19 protein-coding genes are annotated in these 17,290 nt (G+C 70.2%); 5 read left to right on the top strand and 14 right to left on the bottom strand.

Going from position 1 to position 17,290, the window contains the following annotated elements; translation table 11 throughout:
- Window position 1: 1 nt before the first annotated feature.
- From htpX to IEY81_RS14100, 3 genes are read right to left on the bottom strand one after another with little or no spacing between them, the layout of a single operon-like run.
- Complete coding sequence (gene htpX / locus IEY81_RS14090) at window positions 2–910, bottom strand: zinc metalloprotease HtpX (RefSeq protein ID WP_189119109.1); 909 nt, start codon at window positions 908–910, stop codon at window positions 2–4.
- Between the two features lie 4 nt (window positions 911–914).
- Window positions 915–1,193, bottom strand: coding sequence for a PspA-associated protein PspAA (pspAA, locus tag IEY81_RS14095; RefSeq protein ID WP_189119110.1), 279 nt, complete (start codon window positions 1,191–1,193; stop codon window positions 915–917).
- Window positions 1,190–1,972, bottom strand: coding sequence for a PspA/IM30 family protein (locus IEY81_RS14100; protein ID WP_189119111.1), 783 nt, complete (start codon window positions 1,970–1,972; stop codon window positions 1,190–1,192). The genes pspAA and IEY81_RS14100 overlap by 4 nt, the downstream gene beginning before the upstream one ends.
- 217 nt (window positions 1,973–2,189) lie before the next feature.
- Between IEY81_RS14100 and IEY81_RS14105 the strand changes: the two genes are divergently transcribed.
- Window positions 2,190–2,774, top strand: coding sequence for a DUF3043 domain-containing protein (locus tag IEY81_RS14105; protein ID WP_189119112.1), 585 nt, complete (start codon window positions 2,190–2,192; stop codon window positions 2,772–2,774).
- Here IEY81_RS14105 and IEY81_RS14110 read toward each other — a convergent pair.
- Together IEY81_RS14110 and IEY81_RS14115 are read right to left on the bottom strand one after the other, a co-directional pair.
- Window positions 2,765–3,157: a hypothetical protein gene (locus IEY81_RS14110; RefSeq protein ID WP_189119113.1), complete on the bottom strand. Its 393-nt coding sequence runs from the start codon at window positions 3,155–3,157 to the stop codon at window positions 2,765–2,767. The two genes, IEY81_RS14105 and IEY81_RS14110, sit on opposite strands and share 10 nt — an antisense overlap.
- The gene (locus IEY81_RS14115) at window positions 3,157–3,486 is read right to left on the bottom strand and encodes an STAS domain-containing protein (protein WP_189119114.1); all 330 of its coding nucleotides are present in this window, start codon (window positions 3,484–3,486) and stop codon (window positions 3,157–3,159) included. The genes IEY81_RS14110 and IEY81_RS14115 overlap by 1 nt, the downstream gene beginning before the upstream one ends.
- A gap of 115 nt (window positions 3,487–3,601) precedes the next feature.
- On the opposite strand from IEY81_RS14115, the gene IEY81_RS14120 reads away from it, so the two are divergent.
- From IEY81_RS14120 to IEY81_RS14130, 3 genes are read left to right on the top strand one after another with little or no spacing between them, the layout of a single operon-like run.
- A complete protein-coding gene (locus tag IEY81_RS14120) occupies window positions 3,602–4,336 on the top strand; it encodes a response regulator transcription factor (protein WP_189119115.1) in 735 nt (244 codons plus the stop codon).
- Window positions 4,333–5,721: an ATP-binding protein gene (locus IEY81_RS14125; RefSeq protein WP_189119116.1), complete on the top strand. Its 1,389-nt coding sequence runs from the start codon at window positions 4,333–4,335 to the stop codon at window positions 5,719–5,721. The genes IEY81_RS14120 and IEY81_RS14125 overlap by 4 nt, the downstream gene beginning before the upstream one ends.
- On the top strand, window positions 5,718–6,368 hold the full coding sequence (locus tag IEY81_RS14130) for a GerMN domain-containing protein (RefSeq protein WP_189119117.1): 651 nt from the start codon (window positions 5,718–5,720) through the stop codon (window positions 6,366–6,368). The genes IEY81_RS14125 and IEY81_RS14130 overlap by 4 nt, the downstream gene beginning before the upstream one ends.
- Window positions 6,369–6,385: 17 nt before the next feature.
- Here IEY81_RS14130 and dapB read toward each other — a convergent pair whose 3' ends face one another.
- Window positions 6,386–7,135: a 4-hydroxy-tetrahydrodipicolinate reductase gene (gene dapB, locus IEY81_RS14135; RefSeq protein WP_189119118.1), complete on the bottom strand. Its 750-nt coding sequence runs from the start codon at window positions 7,133–7,135 to the stop codon at window positions 6,386–6,388.
- 136 nt (window positions 7,136–7,271) lie between these two features.
- Here dapB and IEY81_RS14140 point away from each other — a divergent pair, with 136 nt between their 5' ends.
- Window positions 7,272–7,739: a class I SAM-dependent methyltransferase gene (locus IEY81_RS14140; protein ID WP_229787865.1), complete on the top strand. Its 468-nt coding sequence runs from the start codon at window positions 7,272–7,274 to the stop codon at window positions 7,737–7,739.
- A 127-nt stretch (window positions 7,740–7,866) separates the two neighbouring features.
- On the opposite strand, the gene IEY81_RS14145 is transcribed toward IEY81_RS14140, so the two are convergent.
- The 8 genes from IEY81_RS14145 to IEY81_RS14180 all read right to left on the bottom strand — a co-directional run bounded on the left by IEY81_RS14145 (window position 7,867) and on the right by IEY81_RS14180 (window position 17,281).
- Window positions 7,867–9,261: a M16 family metallopeptidase gene (locus IEY81_RS14145; protein WP_229787866.1), complete on the bottom strand. Its 1,395-nt coding sequence runs from the start codon at window positions 9,259–9,261 to the stop codon at window positions 7,867–7,869.
- A gap of 2 nt (window positions 9,262–9,263) precedes the next feature.
- Complete coding sequence (locus IEY81_RS14150; RefSeq protein ID WP_189119119.1) at window positions 9,264–11,525, bottom strand: polyribonucleotide nucleotidyltransferase; 2,262 nt, start codon at window positions 11,523–11,525, stop codon at window positions 9,264–9,266.
- A 291-nt stretch (window positions 11,526–11,816) separates the two neighbouring features.
- Window positions 11,817–13,001 carry a molybdopterin-dependent oxidoreductase gene (locus tag IEY81_RS14155; RefSeq protein WP_189119120.1) on the bottom strand — a complete coding sequence of 395 codons (1,185 nt, stop codon included), beginning with the start codon at window positions 12,999–13,001 and terminating at the stop codon, window positions 11,817–11,819.
- Window positions 13,002–13,222: 221 nt separating this feature from the next.
- On the bottom strand, window positions 13,223–13,498 hold the full coding sequence (gene rpsO, locus IEY81_RS14160; protein WP_189119121.1) for a 30S ribosomal protein S15: 276 nt from the start codon (window positions 13,496–13,498) through the stop codon (window positions 13,223–13,225).
- Window positions 13,499–13,796: 298 nt separating this feature from the next.
- Entirely contained in the window at window positions 13,797–14,978 is a 1,182-nt protein-coding gene (locus IEY81_RS14165) for a DUF1700 domain-containing protein (protein ID WP_189119122.1), read from the bottom strand.
- Window positions 14,975–15,301: a PadR family transcriptional regulator gene (locus IEY81_RS14170; protein WP_189119123.1), complete on the bottom strand. Its 327-nt coding sequence runs from the start codon at window positions 15,299–15,301 to the stop codon at window positions 14,975–14,977. The genes IEY81_RS14165 and IEY81_RS14170 overlap by 4 nt, the downstream gene beginning before the upstream one ends.
- A gap of 102 nt (window positions 15,302–15,403) precedes the next feature.
- Window positions 15,404–16,285: a hypothetical protein gene (locus IEY81_RS14175; RefSeq protein ID WP_189119124.1), complete on the bottom strand. Its 882-nt coding sequence runs from the start codon at window positions 16,283–16,285 to the stop codon at window positions 15,404–15,406.
- A 48-nt stretch (window positions 16,286–16,333) separates the two neighbouring features.
- Window positions 16,334–17,281 (bottom strand): bifunctional riboflavin kinase/FAD synthetase, encoded by a 948-nt coding sequence (locus IEY81_RS14180; protein ID WP_229787868.1) that lies wholly within the window; start codon window positions 17,279–17,281, stop codon window positions 16,334–16,336.
- Between the last annotated feature and the right edge of the window lie 9 nt (window positions 17,282–17,290).

Consider the following 17,290-nt stretch of genomic DNA (forward strand, 5'->3'; position numbering starts at 1 on the left):
CCTACTGGGTCGGTCGGCCGAGCTCGGCCTCGATCCGGGCGAGCTGCTCCAGTCGCTGCTCCAGCGAGGGGTGCGTCGAGGTGAGCGTACGCAGCGACTGGCCGCTGACCGCCGGGGCGATGAAGAAGGCGTTCAGCGTCTGTGCGGAGCGCAGGTCGCGGCTCGGGATCGCGGAGATCTCGCCGGTGATCTTCTGCAGCGCGCTGGCCAGCGCGCCCGGCTTCATGGTCAGCTGCGCGCCGGCGCGGTCGGCGGCCAGCTCGCGGTAGCGCGAGAGCATCCGCAGCAGCAGCCAGGAGACGGCGTAGACGACCAGGGAGACCACCAGGACGACCAGCCACACCGGAAGACCGTTGTTGTTGTCGCGACGGCCGCCGCCGGCGTAGGCGCCGTACTGGGAGCCGCGGCTGAGCATCCCGGCGATGATGCCGGCCGAGGAGGCGACCGTCATCACCAGCACGTCGCGGTGGGCGACGTGGGAGAGCTCGTGAGCGATCACGCCCTCGAGCTCCTCCGCGGTCAGCCGCTGCATGATGCCGGTGGTGACCACCACCACCGCCCGCTTCGGCGAGCGGCCGGTGGCGAAGGCGTTCGGCATGTCGGTGTAGGCGATGCCGACCCGCGGCTTCGGCATGTCGGCCAGCGTGCAGAGCCGGTCGATCATCGCGTGCAGCTCGGGCGCCTCCTGCGGCGTCACCTCGCGCGCGCCCATGGCGCGCATCGCGAGGCTGTCGGAGGCGTACCACTGCCACCAGGCGATGCCGAGCCCCACGATGGCGATGATCGGCGCCCACTGGGCGGGCAGGACGAACATCAGCGCCACGATCAGCCCGACGAACAGCGCCCCGAGCAGGAACATCACGGAGGTCATCCGGGCGGTCAGCCCGGCATCACCTTGGAAGCGGGACATCGTCTCAGCCGGGGATGAGGCCCTCGTCGCCGAGCATCTCGGAGACCTCGGCGAGCGTGGAGCCGGGTCCGGGAAGGATCAGGTCGGAGGAGTCGATCGCGTCGACCGGGTGAGCGGTGCCGAGCGAGCGGACGCCGTCGAGCAGCGCGGCGAGGGCGGCGTCGAAGACGGCCTCGTCGGTGCCCTGGCAGGCGGCCTCGACGGCGGCGTCGAGCTCGTTGAGCTTGTCGAGAGCGGCGTCGTCGACGTCGTACTGCCCCTCGCCCAGGATGCGAACGATCACTGCTCCGCCTTCTTCTCGGTGGCGTCCACGTCGATGACGGGCGAGCCGGCCTCGGAGCCGGGCAGGGCCTGGGTCTGCTGCGGCGAGCTGAGCCCCTTCAGCGCGGCCAGCTCGGCCTCGACGTCGCTGGTCGAGCTCAGCGCGTCGAGCTGGCGGGTGATGTCGTCGGAGGGACCGGCGGTGAGGTCGTCGAGGGCACCCGAGGAGAGCAGCTCGTCGACGGCACCGGCACGGGCCTGCATCTCGAGGGTCTTGTCCTCGGCACGCTGCATCGCGAGGCCGACGTCGCCCATCTCCTCGCCGATGCCGGAGACGGCCTCGTTGATCCGGGTCTGCGCCTCGGCGGCGGTGTAGGTCGCCTTGATGGTCTCCTTCTTGGTGCGGAAGGACTCGACCTTGGCCTGCAGCCGCTGCTGGGCGAGGGTGAGCTTCTCCTCCTCGCCCTGGAGCGTGGCCAGCTGGGTGTTGAGGTCGTTCATCTGCTGGGTGAGGCCCGACTTGCGGGTCAGCGCCTCGCGCGCGAGGTCCTCACGGTTCATCTCGATGGCCTTCTGGGCCTGCTGGGTGAGCTTGTCGGACTGCTGCTTGAGCCCGTTGATCTGCAGCTCGACCCGCTTGCGGCTGGTGGCGACGTCAGCGACGCCGCGGCGCACCTGCTGCAGCATCTGGAGCTGCTTCTGGTAGCTGTAGTCGAGCACCTCCCGGGGGTCCTCGGCCTTGTCGAGCGCCTTGTTCGCCTTCGCTTTGAAGACCAGGCTCAGCCGCTTCATCACACTCATCGGTTCCCTTTACGCCTCTCATATGCGGCCGACCGCCGGCCGCCCCGCGTCGTCGCTTGCCGCTGGACTCTCGTCGTCCTAGGACAAGTGTTGCCTCTCACCTTAGGTCGGGTCCACAAAACTCGCGGTCCGGGTCCCTCGGGATATCCTGTACGTGTCCCAGCCAACACCATTTGCCTCGGGCTCCGCCTCGGCAGATACGTAAGAGGTCCTTTCCTTGTTCGGTCGCAAGTCCCCCGCCCCGCAGGTCGTCGAGCCCGAGTCGCCGGTCAAGGAGGTCGGCAAGGGCCGACCGACGCCGTCGCGCAAGGAAGCCGAGGCCGCGCGCAAGGCGCGCCTCAAGCAGCCGCGCACGCGCAAGGAGATCAACGCCGCCAACCGCGCCCAGCGCGCTGAGCAGGGCAGCAAGATGCGCGAGGCGATGAAGACCGGCGACGAGCGCTACCTGCCGCTGCGCGACCGGGGCCCGGTCAAGCGCTTCACGCGCGACTGGATCGACGCCCGGTTCACCTTCGCCGAGATCGTGCTCCCCGTGCTGATCCTCGCGCTGGTGGTCCCCTACGTCAGCATCGAGCTGGCGATGTACTCCCAGCTCTTCACGCTGGTCGTGATGGCCACGGTGATCGTCAACCTCGTCGTGATGCGCTACCTGCTCCGCAAGGAGCTCAAGCGCCGCTTCCCCGACGCGGACCTCAAGGGCACGACCTACTACGCGATCATGCGGGCCATCCAGATCCGTCCGCTGCGCCTGCCCAAGCCGCAGGTGAAGATCGGCGCGCAGCTCCCCGACACCTACCGCTGAGCGGTGGCCTCGGGCGGGTCCTCGACCTCGCAGACGAGGCTGGCCCCGCCCGGGCGCTCCAGGAAGCTCCACGAGCCGGCCAGGTCGGTGAGCTTCTCGGCGATATAGGGCTCCGGAGCCGCCGCCGGCATCGCGGTGAGCGTCCAGAGCGTGGTGAGCTCGACGCGCGTCGGCGTACGCCACGCCAGCTTGACCCAGATCTCGCCGGGCAGGTTCGAGAGCGCGACGTGGATGCCGAAGGCCGCCAGCACCTCCAGCCGGTCGGCGGCGCGCTCGCCGACCACTCGCGAGTCCGTCCACGCTCGCACCTGGCTCATCGCCTGGTCCGGCGTCAGCAGATCTGACCCACGCTCGCGGGCCGTCTCGTGGACGTTGTTGCTCATCAGCTGACCTCTCGGGTGGGGGTTGTCTGGATGTCCCAGATGGTGTCGAGACCGGCCCGGCGGAGCTGGTCGGCGAGCGCCTGGTCGGCGTTGCGCAGACGCAGCGGGACGCCTCTCGTGCCGCATCTCCGCTTGGCCCACAGCAGCGCAGCGACCGTCGTCGACGAGAACCGGGTGAGCCCTCTCAGGTCGACCACGACCGCCTCCGGACCGCCGGCCAGCATCTCCGCCAGCCGCCAGCGCAGGTTGTGGATCGCGCGCCGGCAGGTGTCGTCGGAGAACGGGACGACGACGGTCTCCTCCAGCTGGTAGAAGTCCGTCTCGCTCATGGCCTCCACGTTGCCCGGCCTGTGTGGAGGTCCCTTCGCAGTTTCGTGTCAGTTTCATGTCAGTTCCTGCCGACGGATCGCAACGAACATGTGTCTCGACGCTTCGGGTGAGACGATGCGTGGCGTGCAAGAGGCAGGTAGACGAGTGCTCATCCTCGAGGACGACTACGGGCTGCGTACGTCTCTGCGGCTCTTCCTCGAGCAGGAGGGCTACACGGTCGGCGAGGCCGACGACGCCGAGGTGGCCCTCGAGATGGACGCGGCCGAGCCGTTCGACGTGATGCTCGTCGACCTGATGCTCGGCGGCATCGACGGGTTCACCTTCATCCGCAGCGTACGTCCGCGCACGACCGCCCCGATCATCGTGATCAGCGCCCGCGACGGCGCCAGGGACGTCGTCGCGGCGCTGGAGTCGGGCGCCGACGACTACGTCCGCAAGCCGTTCGACGTCGCCGAGGTGAGGGCCCGGATCAAGGCGGCGCTGCGGCGCCCCGACTACCCGACCCAGCCGGCCGCCGCCGGTCCCCGGCCCGCCGGCGGCATCGTCCTCGACTCGACCTCCGGGCCGCTGGTCTTCGACCCCGACGGTGCCACCTTGCGGCGGGGCGAGGAGGACCTCCATCTGACCAGCACGGAGTTCAAGCTCCTGCTCGCCCTGGCGACCAGTCCCGGTCGGGTGATGACCCGCGAGAACCTGGTCAACCAGATGTGGCCCGAGGGCCACCACGGCGACGTACGGGTCGTCGACGTGCACGTCAGCCGGCTGCGCAACAAGGTCGAGGACGGACCGGCAGCGCGCGGCGTCATCTCGACGGTCCGCGGGCTGGGATACCGGCTGGATCCGCGATGACCTCACGACCGCGCCGGGGGCTGCGGGCGAACGTGGTCGCCGCGTTCGCCGCCGGGGCGCTGCTGATCAGCCTGATCCTGGCGTTCAGCACCTACTTCTCGGCGCGCCACTACCTGATCGTGCAGCGCGAGCGGAACGCCCTGCAGCAGGCCTACATCGACGCCGCCCTGGTCAAGGAGCGGCTGCGCACCAACGGCGTGAACGTCGCCGAGGTGCTCGCCGAGATCGCCCAGCCGAGCCGCACCACGGTGCTCGTCCACCAGGACGGGCAGTGGTACTCCTCCGACCTCACCACCCCCGTCTACGACGCCACCAGCAACGTCGGGGCGAACGTCGACGAGGGCGAGGTGGCGATCTCCTGGACCAAGATCGGCGACCGGGCCAACATCGTGGTCGGGATCCCGCTCGAGGGTGTCGGCGCCGACTACTACGAGGTGACCTACGCCAAGGAGCTCACCGAGACGCTCGACACGATGGGCAACGCCCTGGCCATCTCCGCGGCGCTGACCACCATCGCCGGCGGCCTGCTGGGCTGGTACGCCGCCCGGCGGGTGCTGATGCCGCTGCGTCAGGTCGCCCTGGCAGCTGCGCGCATCTCCGCCGGCGAGCTCGACACGCGCGTCGAGGCGACCGAGGACCCCGACCTGGCCACGCTCACCGGCTCGTTCAACACCATGGTCGACACCGTCGTCGAGCGCCTCGACCACGATGCCCGTTTCGCCGCCGACGTCAGCCACGAGCTCCGCACCCCCGTGGCCACCCTCACCACCAGCCTCGGCGTCCTGCAGGGCGACCGCACGCTCTCCGCGAGCTCGGCGACCGCCGTCGACCTGATGGCCAACGAGCTGGAGCGGTTCCGGAGCGCGCTCGAGGACCTGATCACCCTGGGCCGGCTCGACGCCGGGGTGCGCGAGTCGGAGTGGGAGGTGCTCGACGTCGCCGGGCTGGTCACTGCCGCGCTCGCCGACGGCGGCTACGACGGAGAGGTCACCGTCGACGTCCCGGCCGACCTGCAGATCTACGCCGACCGGCTCCAGGTCCAGCGAGCGCTGGCCAATCTGGTCCGCAACGCCGAGACCCATGGCGGCGGCGTCACCGCGGTCCACGCCTGCGCCCGGCGCCGCTACGCCGAGATCCACGTCGTCGACTCCGGGCCCGGCGTCCCTCCCGAGGAGCGCGAGCGCATCTTCGACCGGTTCGCCCGGGTGGGTGCGCGCGGCGCGACCACCGGCAGCGGCCTCGGGCTGAGCATCGTCCAGCAGACCGCCCAGCTCCACGACGGGTCGGTCTGGTGCCGCGAGGCCGACTCCGGCGGTGCCGACTTCGTGCTCTCGCTCCCCCTGGCGCCGACGGCGCGCACCACATCCGGCCTGGAGGTGACATGAGGCTTCTGCGTACGTCTCGGGCGGCGGTGGCCGCCGGTCTGGTCCTGCTCGTCGCGTCCTCGTGCGGTGTCCCCACCGACGACGAGGTCCGCACCATCGACCCCGCGGACGTCCCCTACCGTCTGCTCGACGACTCCGACAAGGTGCCTGCCGGTTCGTCGGACGAGACCACGGGGCCTCGGCTCTACTGGGTCGATCCCGAGGAACGTCTCGTCGGCCGGCCCGCGGCCAGCATCTGCTCCGAGACCCTGACCGGCGTCGCCAAGGACATCCTCGCCCAGCTCGGCGACGGCCCCTCCAGACGTGCCCTGCGCGCCGGTCTCGGCACCGCACTGCCCCCGGAGGGCTGGCTGGAGCTGGAGAAGATAGACCACGGCACCGCACACCTGCGGGTCTCCTCCGACGACCCGATCACCACCAACCGCATCCTGCTCGCGACCGCGCAGACCGTGCTGTCGCTGACGTCCGTCCCCGGCGTGGACCGGGTGGAGCTGGAGTACGACGACGGCCCGCTGCAGGTGCCGCGCTCCTCGGGCGAGCTCGCCGAGGGACCTCTGCGCTCCGCCGACTACCGCACGCTGCTGGCCGATCCCGACGACCAGCCCCGAGGCAGGAGCGTACGGCGCGGGGACCTCTGCCCGGACTGACCCTCGGCGGATCGGGCTCAGGCGATCCCGAGCACGTCCTCGAGGCCGACGGTGAGCCCGGGCCGGGTGCCGATGCCGCGGATCGCGGCGAGGACGCCGTGGGCGAAGGAGGCGTGGGAGAGCGAGTCGTGGCGGATGGTCAGGAGCTCGCCGACGCCGCCGAGGACGACCTCCTGGTGGGCGACCGACCCGGACATCCGCAGCGAGTGGACCGGGACGTCCTCGACCGAGGCGCCGCGGGCGCCGTCGAGCGCCGAGGTGGTCGCGTCGGGCGCCGGGCCGACACCGGCCTCGCGGCGCGCCGCGGCGACGAGCTCGGCGGTACGCCGCGCCGTACCCGACGGGGCGTCGGCCTTGCGCTCGTGGTGGGTCTCGACGATCTCCACGGACGGGAAGTGCGCGGCGGCGAGCTCGGCGAACCGCATCATCAGCACCGCACCCACCGAGAAGTTCGGCACCACCATCGCGCCAACCCCGGCAGGCGCCTTCGCCAGCCACTCCTCGAGCTGCGCAACCCGGTCGGGTCCGAAGCCGGAGGTGCCGATCACGGTGTGCACGCCGTGGGAGAGGCAGAACTCGGCGTTGCCCATCACCGCCTCGAGCGTGGTCACGTCGACGGCGACCTCCGCACCGGCGTCGGTGATCGTCGAGAGCTCGTCACCTCGGCCGACCCGCGCGACGAGCTCCATGTCGTCGGCGGACTCGACAGCCTCGCAGACCGCCGAACCGAGCTTGCCACGTGCACCGAGAACAGCCACTTTCGTCATGACGCACAACCATATGACACTGCCCGGTCGTGTCCGTCCGGCGAGGGCTGTGAGCGGAACCGTATGTCGATCTGGCAGTCTTGGACCCATGGTGGTGCAGACGATCCCTGCTCGGATCCGTTGGGCCGTTGACTTCATGGACATTCAACCGAACGATCATGTCCTTGAAGTCGGCTGCGGTCCGGGGGCTGGTGCCGAGCTGATCTGTAGCCGGCTGGAGACCGGAAAGCTGTTTGCGATCGACCGCTCGGAGTCGGGTGTCGATCGTACGAAGCGACGCTGCGCGAAGTACCTGGAGGCAGGACGCCTCACGGTCCGCCAGATCGACCTCGCAACGCTGCGGGTGCCGGTCAAGCGGCTGACCAAGGTCTTCGCGTTCAACGTCAACCTGTTCTGGGTGCGGGACGCATCCGCCGAGATCGCGCTCCTCCACGAGCGCGTGCTCCCCGGCGGCACCGTCAACCTCTTCTACGAGGCCACCCAGCGCGAGCAGGTCCCCGAGATCATCGAGAAGTCCAGCAAGGCCCTCGCCGACGCCGGGTTCCGAGTCAGCATCGTCGACTCCAAGGTCCCCGCCGCCGTCGGCATCATCGGCCGCCGATAGCCGCCTATCATCCACATCGCGAGACGTTCTCGGCTGCTTGACGGGCACTTCGTGGACTTGACGGGTGTTTCAGTGCCCGTCAAGTCCAGGGATACCCGGTCGACCGGGTATCCCTGGAGGCCCGACCTCAGGCCGGACCCACGACCGCCAGGATCTCCGGACGGCCCAGGATCTCGGCTGCGACCTCGCGGCACTCCTCGAGAGTGACCGCGTCGATGCGGGCCAGGACCTCGTCGATGGAGTAGAGCTCGCGATGGACGAGCTCGGCGCGGCCGATGCGCGACATCCGGGAGGCGGAGTCCTCCAGGCCGAGCACGAGGCCGCCGCGGAGCTGGCCCTTGCCGAGCTCGAGCTCCTCGGCGGTGATGCCGTCGCGGGCGACGGCGGCCAGCTCGGCGCGCACGACCTCGAGGACCTCGTCGAGCTTGGCCGGCAGGCAGCCTACCTGGACCCCGAACAACCCGGTCTCGGCGTGGCTGTAGGCGTAGGAGTAGACCGAGTAGGCCAGGCCGCGGTGCTCGCGGACCTCCTGGAAGAGCCGCGAGGAGGTCGCGCCGCCGACGGCGGTGTTGACGACCTCGAAGGCGAAGCGGCGGTCGTCGCCGCGCTGGAGACCCTGGCGGGCCAGGATCACGTTGACCTGCTCGAGCGGGCGTACGGCGCTGATCTCGCCGGGCACGACCCCGAGCGGGGAGCTTTCACGGGGCGCGACCGGCGCGGCAGCGCCCTGCAGGAAGCCAGACCCCGCGAACGCCTTCTCGACCATCGCGACGACCTCGTCGTGGTCGACGTTGCCGGCGACCGAGACGACCATCCTGGCCGCCACGTAGTGCTCGCGGTAGAAGGCGTCGATCTCCTCGCGGGTGAGCGCGGAGATCGAGTCCTCGGTGCCGGCGATGCCACGGCCGAGAGGCGTCTCCGCGCCCCATGCCTGCTCGGCGACCAGGTTGTGGATCACGTCGTCGGGGTCGTCGTCGTGCATCGCGATCTCGTCGAGGATCACGTCACGCTCGGCCTCGACGTCCTCGGCGGTGATCAGCGAGGAGGTCAGCATGTCGCCCACGACGTCCACGGCCAGCGGCAGGTCGTCGTCGAGCACCCGTGCGTGGAAGCAGGTGTACTCCTTGGCGGTGTAGGCGTTGAACTCGCCGCCCACCCGGTCCATCGAGGCCGAGATCTCCAGGGCCGTACGCGACGGGGTGCCCTTGAACAGCAGGTGCTCAAGAAAGTGGGAGCAGCCGTGCTGACGCGCGGTCTCGTCGCGGGACCCGACGCCGACGAAGACGCCGATCGCGGCCGAGCGGACCCCGGCCATCTGCTCGGTCACGATCCGCAGGCCCGAGGGGTGCACCGTGCGGCGCACCAGCGACGTCACCGCGCCGTTGACCTCGGTCTGCTCGAGCGTGACGGTGGTGCCGGGCTCCTGGTCAAAGCCGGAGGACCGGCCGACACCCTCGTGTCGGCCGGTCCCCCGTGCCGGAGCGACGCCGAAGGCGTTCCGCTCCGTGTTGCGTGACGCCAAGGTCACTCCTCGTCTGCAGCCTCGACAGGCGTCTCGGCGGCCGGCTCCTCGGAGGAGGTCTCCTCCTCGAGCACCGGAGCGAGCGAGAGCTTGCCGCGGTCGTCGATCTCGGCGATCTCGACCTGGATCTTCTGGCCGACCTCGACGACGTCCTCCACTGACTCGACCCGCTTGCCGCCGTTGAGGGCGCGCAGCTTGGTGATGTGGAGCAGGCCGTCCTTGCCCGGGAGCAGGGCGACGAACGCGCCGAAGTTGGTCGTCTTCACGACCGTGCCGAGGTAGCGCTCGCCGACCTCGGGCATGGTCGGGTTGGCGATCGCGTTGACCGCCGCACGGGCGGCCTCGGCGGCGGAGCCGTCGGTCGCACCGATGAGCACCGTGCCGTCGTCCTCGATGGAGATCTGGGCGCCGGTGTCCTCCTGGATCTGGTTGATCACCTTGCCCTTCGGGCCGATGACCTCGCCGATCTTGTCCACGGGGACCTTCACGGTGATGATCCGCGGAGCGGTCGCAGCCATCTCCTCGACGCCACCGATGGCCTCGTGCATGACGTCCAGGATGGTGGTGCGGGCGTCCTTGGCCTGGTTGAGGGCCTGCGCGAGAACCTCGGCCGGGATGCCGTCCAGCTTGGTGTCGAGCTGCAGCGCGGTCACGAACTCCGCGGTGCCGGCGACCTTGAAGTCCATGTCGCCGAAGGCGTCCTCGGCACCGAGGATGTCGGTGAGCGCGACGTACTTGGTCTCGCCGTCGACCTCACCGGAGATCAGACCCATGGCGATGCCGGCGACCGGCGCCTTCAGCGGGACACCCGCGTTGAGCAGCGACATGGTCGAGGCGCAGACCGAGCCCATCGAGGTGGAGCCGTTGGAGCCCATCGCCTCGGAGAGCTGGCGGATCGCGTAGGGGAACTCCTCGCGGCTCGGGAGCACCGGGAGGAGCGCACGGCGCGCGAGCGCACCGTGGCCGACCTCGCGGCGCTTGGGCGAGCCGACGCGGCCGGTCTCACCGGTGGAGAACGGCGGGAAGACGTACTTGTGCATGTAGCGACGGTGCTTCTCCGGGGAGAGCGTGTCGAGCTGCTGCTCCATCTTGAGCATGTCGAGGGTGGTGACGCCCAGGATCTGGGTCTCGCCACGCTCGAAGAGCGCCGAGCCGTGGACCCGCGGGATCACGCCGACCTCGGAGTGCAGCGGACGGATGTCGGCGAGGCCGCGGCCGTCGATACGGACCTGGTCGCGCAGCACCTGGGTGCGGATGGCCTGCTTGGTGATGGCCTTGTACGCCGCACCGATCTCGCCCTCGCGGCCCTCGAACTGGTCGCCGAGCTTCTCGAGTAGAGCGGTCTTGATCTTGTCGCCCTCCTCCTCGCGCTCCTGCTTGGTCAGGACGCGCTCGCGCGAGCCCTTGACGCTGTAGAGGTCCTGTACGTCGGCGCCGACGGTGGCCTCGACGGCCTCGTAGACGTCGTCCTGGTAGTCCAGGAAGACCGGGTAGTCCTGCACCGGCTTGGCGGCCTGCTTGGCCAGCTCGGCCTGGGCCTCGACCAGCTGCTTGATGAACGGCTTGGCGGCGTCCAGACCACCGGCGACGATCGGCTCGGTCGGCGCCTGGTGACCCGACTGGACCAGGTCCCAGGTGCGCTCGGTGGACTCGGCCTCGACCATCATGATGGCGACGTCACCGGAGTCGGTGACCCGGCCGGCGACGACCATGTCGAAGACGGCGTCCTCGAGCTGGCTGTGGGTCGGGAAGGCCACCCACTGGCCCTCGATCAGAGCGACACGGACGCCACCCACCGGGCCGGAGAACGGCAGGCCGGAGAGCTGGGTGGACATCGACGCGGCGTTGATCGCGAGCACGTCGTAGGGCTGGTCGGGGTCGAGCGCCATGACGGTGATGACGACCTGGACCTCGTTGCGCAGACCCTTCTTGAAGGTCGGGCGCAGCGGGCGGTCGATCAGGCGGCAGGTGAGGATCGCGTCCTCGCCCGGGCGGCCCTCGGAGCGGAAGAACGAGCCGGGGATCTTGCCCGCGGCGTACATCCGCTCCTCGACGTCGATGGTGAGCGGGAAGAAGTCGAAGTGGTCCTTCGGCTGCTTGGAGGCGGTGGTCGCCGACAGCAGCATCGTCTCGTCGTCGAGGTAGGCGGTCACGGAGCCCGCGGCCTGCCGGGCGAGCAGCCCGGTCTCGAACTTGACGGTGCGGGTGCCGAACTTGCCGTTGTCGATGGTGGTCTCGACGGCAGTGATGACTGGTTCGGTCAAGGAAATTCGTCCTTAGTTCTATGTAGCGGAGCGTCCCCGCGCCGGGCTCGTGCGCTCGCTGCGCACAGGGGCCGGTCTTCGATCGAGACCCTCAGCCTTCGCGGCGCGATGCCGGATCCTGGGGGTCACTACCGAGGACCGAGCCGGACGGGCGGGCCGCTCCTGGTGATGATGTTTTTCTTCGTGCAACGGCCAGTGGCCGTAACACTTTCGTACCAGCCTATCCGCCGTCCGCCCGAAACGTGGAACGCGCGGCCCCGCCGCGTCTCTCGCGGGACTCCGAGGCGAGACTCAGACGACCGTGACCGGGTGGCGCACGACGGCGTCGAAGAAGTATCCGCCCGGGTTGTGCGCCGCCACGTCGGGCTGGGTGCGGCCGGCGCGGTCGGTGGCCCGCACCAGGATCTCGTACGCCCCGGGCTCGGGGTCACGCCAGGTGAAGTCCCACTGCGCCCAGCCGAGCCCGTGCCCACCGGTCGGCCGCCCCGGCGCGTGCGGGGTCGCGCGCACCCACGTCTCTCCGCCGTCGGTGCTGACCTCGACCCGCGCGATCGGCGCGGCACCCGACCAGGAACGGCCGCTGAGCACGATCCGGTCGCGTGCGGGGATCTTCGCATTCCACTCGAGCTCGAGGGCGGAGCGGACCGGGTTGACCGTGAGGGGACCGTCGACGTTGTACCACGTGGTGTCCCACGGCGAGCTGAGCACGCTCGTGGAGACCTCCAGCGAGCCGAGCCACTTGATCGAGGCGATCCCGATCCAGCCCGGCAGCAGCAGCCGCAGCGGGAACCCGTGGTCGGGGAGCAGTGCCTCCCCGTTGGCGCCCCAGACCAGCAGCGCGTCGTCGAGCGCCTTCTCGATCAGGAACGGGCGGCGCACGTGGCCGTGGTCGACGCCCTTGTCGACATAGCTGGCGTCCAGCCCGGTGGCCTGCACCGAGACCGCGTCGTGGCGGAGCCCGACGGCGGTGAGCACGTCCTTCAGGCGTACGCCCTTCCAGCGGATCGCGCCCACGGCGCCCAGCGTCCACTGGGTGCCGCTGACCTCCTGGCCCTGCTGGGTGGTGAAGAAGCTGCGGCCGTTGCCCGTGCACTCGTGCACGGAGGTCGTCTCGACGTGCCGGAAGGTCTTGAGCTCCTCCAGACCGAGCCTCACCCCGGCCGGCTCGCGCAGCCCGTCGCCGAAGATCTCCAGCTCGTACGTCGCGGGGTCGATCTTCGGGGTCGCGGTGTGGTTGCGCACGAACAGGTCGGCCTGCGGGGTCAGGTAGCGGCGCGGGTCGACCGAGTCCCAGCGGGTCTCGGCGTTGGTGCCGTAGTCGATGAGCCGCTCGGCCGGCAGCGGCTTGAGGATCGCCGGCGCGCCGGCTGCCGCACCGGCGGTGGCGGCGTCAGCGACCTGGCCGGCGCCCACGGCGGTCGCTCCGAGCGCTGCGGTGGTGAGGAAGGTGCGTCGGTTCAGACCTGGGGACGTCATGACGGGATATTAACATGACCAACTTACTGTGGTTAGGGCTTCGACAGACCTCAGGGCCACCGGATCCGGTCGCCGGCGTCGAGGTCGATGGCACTTCCCGCGAAGCCCCCGGGCGCATCTGCTCTGCCGTCGATACCGCTGGGCGGAGCCGAATCTCCCCGCAACGAGCGAACGGGCCGCCCCGTTCAGGGGCGACCCGTCGCTCTGCGAAGATCAAGCGATCAGCGGCGAAGGCCGAGCTTCTCGATGATCGAGCGGTAGCGCTCGATGTCCTTCTTCTGAAGGTAGTTGAGAAGGCGGCGGCGCTGACCGACGAGCAGCAGCAGACCACGACGGCTGTGGTGGTCGTGCTTGTGCTCCTTGAGGTGCTCGGTCAGGTGGGAGATGCGGTGCGACAGCAGCGCGATCTGCACCTCCGGCGAGCCGGTGTCACCCTCGGTCGTGGCGTGCTCGGCGATGATCTTCTTCTTGGTCTCCGCGTCAGTTCCAACTGCCATGCGAAGGCTCCCTTCCGGCCCGTGGGCCTACTCGTTGCGCGGCGCGCCCGGGCCTGTTCACCGGGGCACTCTTGGTCCGCGGCCGATTTCACGGCGTGAGCTGTCGACCCCCATGGGACGACAACCCGAGAAGATTAACAGCGAGCCGGGGCGCGCCCCGAATCGCCGTCGGATCAGGCCGCGCTCACCAGACGTGCCACCAGCCGGCGCAACCTCCACCAGTGCTTCATCGCGCTCCCCTCGACCGTCTCATCACCACAGTGACGGTCGAGGGCCGGGCATGGTTGCATCTGCCTGCTCACGGCTCCTCGCCGGCACCCGGCGCAGCGCTCGAGGTGGCAGACGGCGACCCGGACGGCTCCTCAGCGGCCGAGCTCGCGTCGTCACCTGGCAGCGACGCCTTCGGCACGGTCGCCAGCGGAGGCTCCTGGATCGACGGCGCGCTCTCTCCCCCGTCCGCGAACGCGTCCGGGTCGAGCGGCGTGTCCGGCTGGATCCGGCTGGGCAAGGGGAAGACGTTGTAGAGATCCGCGGCACCGTTGGACCACGGGTAGAAGATCCGAGGCTGCAGCGCGCCGCCCGCGTCGTCGGAGCAGGGGACATCGGCGAGCTCGTACTTATCCAGGTCGAGCGGAGGGAGCGGGTCGGCGGTCGTCGATGTGCAGTCCGGCTGCGGAGCGACGTCGATCGGCCTGCCGTCCTGATCGAAGAGCTGGACGCCGGTCAGCGGCTTGCCCGCGGCGTCGTACGGATAGATGTTGCCGACCGGCTCTCCGCCGGAGTAGAGCCCTGCCCGCTCCTCGTCCGGCACGTAGCCACCCGGGTTGCCGGCCTCGGCGTATCCGTCGTTCCAGCCGCGGTCGTACTCACCACCGCCGATCTCCCCCGACGCCCAGGCCATGAAGAGGACGAAGGCAGCGAACACGTTCACCCCCAGGAGCACGACGCGGGCGCCGCTCCCCCGCACGCCGCCCGGCCAGACGCGCCCGACACCGACGAACACACTGGTCGCCACCGCGATCAGGAGGAGCAGGACCGCGACCCCGCTCGACATGGTGAACCCGAACACCGCCCCGGCTACCCAGACTGCCGCCCAGGCCCGCAGCAGCCACCACAGCGGCCGCAGCCAGGTGACCACCGGTCCGAGGTCCGTACGCACCAGGTCGCCGAGCGTCGCGACCGCCCGGTCGAAGCGGGCGTGACCCGCGTCCAGGGACGCGTCGATCCGCCCGGCGAGCCCCCGACGCCCCTTGACGCCTGCCGGGATGCCGGCTGCGGCCCGCAGCTCTCGCGCGTATTCGACCGGATCCCCGAGCGCGTCGGGGCCGCGCTCCTCCACCAGTTCTTCGAAGTCGGCCTCGAGACCGTCGGTGATGTCGCTGAGGACATCGGGGCCGAGGTCGTCCAACTCGCGGCGCACGCGGGCCAGGAAGAGCCTGACCTCCGGCGCGACGTTGGCCTCTGCATCTGTGGTCGTCATGGGCGTGCCCCTTGAAGGATCTCGGTAACAGTGGTGGAGAAGTGGGACCAGTCCTCGCTCTGTCGCTTGAGCTGGCCTTGTCCGGCAGGCGTGATGCCGTAGTACTTGCGATGCGGACCCGACTCCGAGGGCACGACGTAGGAGGTCAGAGCACCGGCGGAGTACAGCCTCCGCAGCGTGCCGTAGACCGACGCGTCGCCGACGTCCGTGAGCCCGCTCTCGCGGAGCTTGCGGACGATGTCATAGCCATAGGCATCCTCGCCGTCGACGACAGCCAGGACGGTCAGGTCGAGCACCCCTTTGAGCAGCTGGGTGGTATCCATGCAACGCACACTACTACGCAGTGCGCACTACTGGCTACAGCACTGCACCAGCGCGCCCCCGACGAGCTCAGCGGCGCGAGACGACCAGCGGTCGGGTGCGGCCTAGGAGCGGCCGCGCACGTCGCGTACGAAGTCCTTCCAGGCGGCCGTGTCACCGGCCGGGCCGGAGCCGCGCGCGGGTCCGGTGAAGGTGCGGACCTGCACCGGCTGGGCGGGCCGACCGGAGGTGCCGGTCGGGGCCAGGCTGGACTGGGCGGTCGGCACTGCGATGGTCGAGCGGAGCGGCTGGCCGTAGCCACCCGGACCGCCGCCAGGGCCACCGGGGCCACCGGCAGGACCGCCCGGCCCGCCCGGCCGACCCGCGCCGGAGATGAGCGAGGACATCGGGGTGTACTCCTCGACCTCGTCGCTCTTGCCGGGCACCGCCAACCAGACGAGCGCGATCAGGAACCCGATCGCCCACCCGTAGGTCAGCCCGTACGCAGCGCCCGACTCGAGCACGTCGTCGAGCGAGGCGATCAGCCAGCCGGAGCGGCCGCCGGTGAAGTAGGCGTAGAGACTCTCCGCAACCTGGCCGGCGGCAGTGGCGACGATCGCGGCGAACCAGCAGCCGAGGAAGACCGGCCAGAAGGCGCGCGGCCAGATGCCGATCGTGCCTAGCCAGGTCAGCAGCCAGTTGAGGACGAGGACGGTCGCGGTGAGGATCGCGGAGTGGACCAGCGCGTCACCGGAGAAGAGGTCGCCGAAGGAGCCGTTGCCGAAGTAGGTGAGCCGGTCGCCGAGCAGGGTGGCGACCCAGCCGGCGGAGTTGGTGCCGTTGTCGTCGGCCCAGGTGGAGAAGGGCGCCGAGCCGGAGAGGAACTGCAGGGCCCAGAGCCCGCCGGTGACGAGGACCGCGTTGAGGAGCGCGGGGATGGCGCCGCGGGGACGCTCGGCCTCGACCTCGGTCTCGTAGGCGCTGGTGGGGGTGGAGTGGGGATCCATGGCGGACAATTCAACCGCACCCTGGGCCCGCTGGATAGAGCGCTGGGGTTACTGCTCGGTAAGACCCTGCTGGAGGATGTCGCGGGCCCGCACCACGTCGGCGCGCATCTGCTCGACCAGGGCCTCGATCCCCTCGAAGGCGACCATGCCGCGCAGCCGCTCGACGAAGGCGACCTCGACCTCGACGCCGTAGAGCTCGAGGTCGTCACGGTCGAGCACGTAGGACTCCACCCGCCGGCCGACCACACCCTCGAAGGTGGGGTTGGTGCCGACCGAGATCGCGGCCGGGTAGCGCTCACCGGTGTCGCGACGGGTCAGCCAGCCCGCGTAGATGCCGTCGGGCGGCACCGCGGTCAGCGAGTCGGTGGGCACGTTGGCGGTCGGGAAGCCGAGCTCGCGGCCGCGCTGGTCGCCCTTCACGACGACCCCGCGGACCGAGTAAGGGCGGCCCAGCGCCTCGGCGGCGCCGCTGACGTCACCGGTGGCCAGGCACGTACGGATGTAGGTGGAGGACCACACCTGGGGCCCGCCGTCGAGCGGGATGCCCTCGGCGGAGAAGTCGTGGATCTTGCCGTAGGCGACCAGGTCGGCGACGTCACCGGCCGCCTTCCGTCCGTAGCGGAAGTTGGCGCCGACCACGCACGCCTCGGCGTGCAGGGCGTCGACGAGCACCCGCTGCGCGAACTCCTCCGGCGACCAGTTGGCCATCTCCAGGTCGAACGGCAGCGCGAGCACGGCGTCGGCGCCGGCGGCGAGCAGGAGCTCGGCGCGCTCGGGCATCGTGGTGAGCACGCCCGGGGCGTGCTCGGGCCGCAGCACCGCCATCGGGTGCGGGTCGAAGGTGACGGCCACCAGGGTGAGCTCCTTGGCGTCGGCCACCTCGCGCCCCCGGCGGAGCACATGCTGGTGCCCGAGGTGGACGCCGTCGAAGTTTCCGACCACGACGCAGGTGCGGCCGAGGTCGTTCGGCACCTCGCTCAGACTTCTCCAGAACACGCCGCCAGA

The organism is Nocardioides luteus (assembly GCF_014648595.1).
GTDB lineage: Bacteria > Actinomycetota > Actinomycetes > Propionibacteriales > Nocardioidaceae > Nocardioides > Nocardioides luteus.

Excerpts from the sequence above, each read along its gene's own strand:
- htpX (WP_189119109.1), bottom strand. The coding sequence starts at position 910 with ATGTCCCGCTTCCAAGGTGATGCCGGGCTGACCGCCCGGATGACCTCC.
- IEY81_RS14100 (WP_189119111.1), bottom strand. The coding sequence starts at position 1,972 with ATGAGTGTGATGAAGCGGCTGAGCCTGGTCTTCAAAGCGAAGGCGAAC.
- IEY81_RS14110 (WP_189119113.1), bottom strand. The coding sequence starts at position 3,157 with ATGAGCAACAACGTCCACGAGACGGCCCGCGAGCGTGGGTCAGATCTG.
- IEY81_RS14115 (WP_189119114.1), bottom strand. The coding sequence starts at position 3,486 with ATGAGCGAGACGGACTTCTACCAGCTGGAGGAGACCGTCGTCGTCCCG.
- IEY81_RS14120 (WP_189119115.1), top strand. The coding sequence starts at position 3,602 with ATGCGTGGCGTGCAAGAGGCAGGTAGACGAGTGCTCATCCTCGAGGAC.
- IEY81_RS14125 (WP_189119116.1), top strand. The coding sequence starts at position 4,333 with ATGACCTCACGACCGCGCCGGGGGCTGCGGGCGAACGTGGTCGCCGCG.
- IEY81_RS14130 (WP_189119117.1), top strand. The coding sequence starts at position 5,718 with ATGAGGCTTCTGCGTACGTCTCGGGCGGCGGTGGCCGCCGGTCTGGTC.
- dapB (WP_189119118.1), bottom strand. The coding sequence starts at position 7,135 with ATGACGAAAGTGGCTGTTCTCGGTGCACGTGGCAAGCTCGGTTCGGCG.
- IEY81_RS14140 (WP_229787865.1), top strand. The coding sequence starts at position 7,272 with ATGGACATTCAACCGAACGATCATGTCCTTGAAGTCGGCTGCGGTCCG.
- IEY81_RS14155 (WP_189119120.1), bottom strand. The coding sequence starts at position 13,001 with ATGACGTCCCCAGGTCTGAACCGACGCACCTTCCTCACCACCGCAGCG.
- rpsO (WP_189119121.1), bottom strand. The coding sequence starts at position 13,498 with ATGGCAGTTGGAACTGACGCGGAGACCAAGAAGAAGATCATCGCCGAG.
- IEY81_RS14165 (WP_189119122.1), bottom strand. The coding sequence starts at position 14,978 with ATGACGACCACAGATGCAGAGGCCAACGTCGCGCCGGAGGTCAGGCTC.
- IEY81_RS14170 (WP_189119123.1), bottom strand. The coding sequence starts at position 15,301 with ATGGATACCACCCAGCTGCTCAAAGGGGTGCTCGACCTGACCGTCCTG.
- IEY81_RS14175 (WP_189119124.1), bottom strand. The coding sequence starts at position 16,285 with ATGGATCCCCACTCCACCCCCACCAGCGCCTACGAGACCGAGGTCGAG.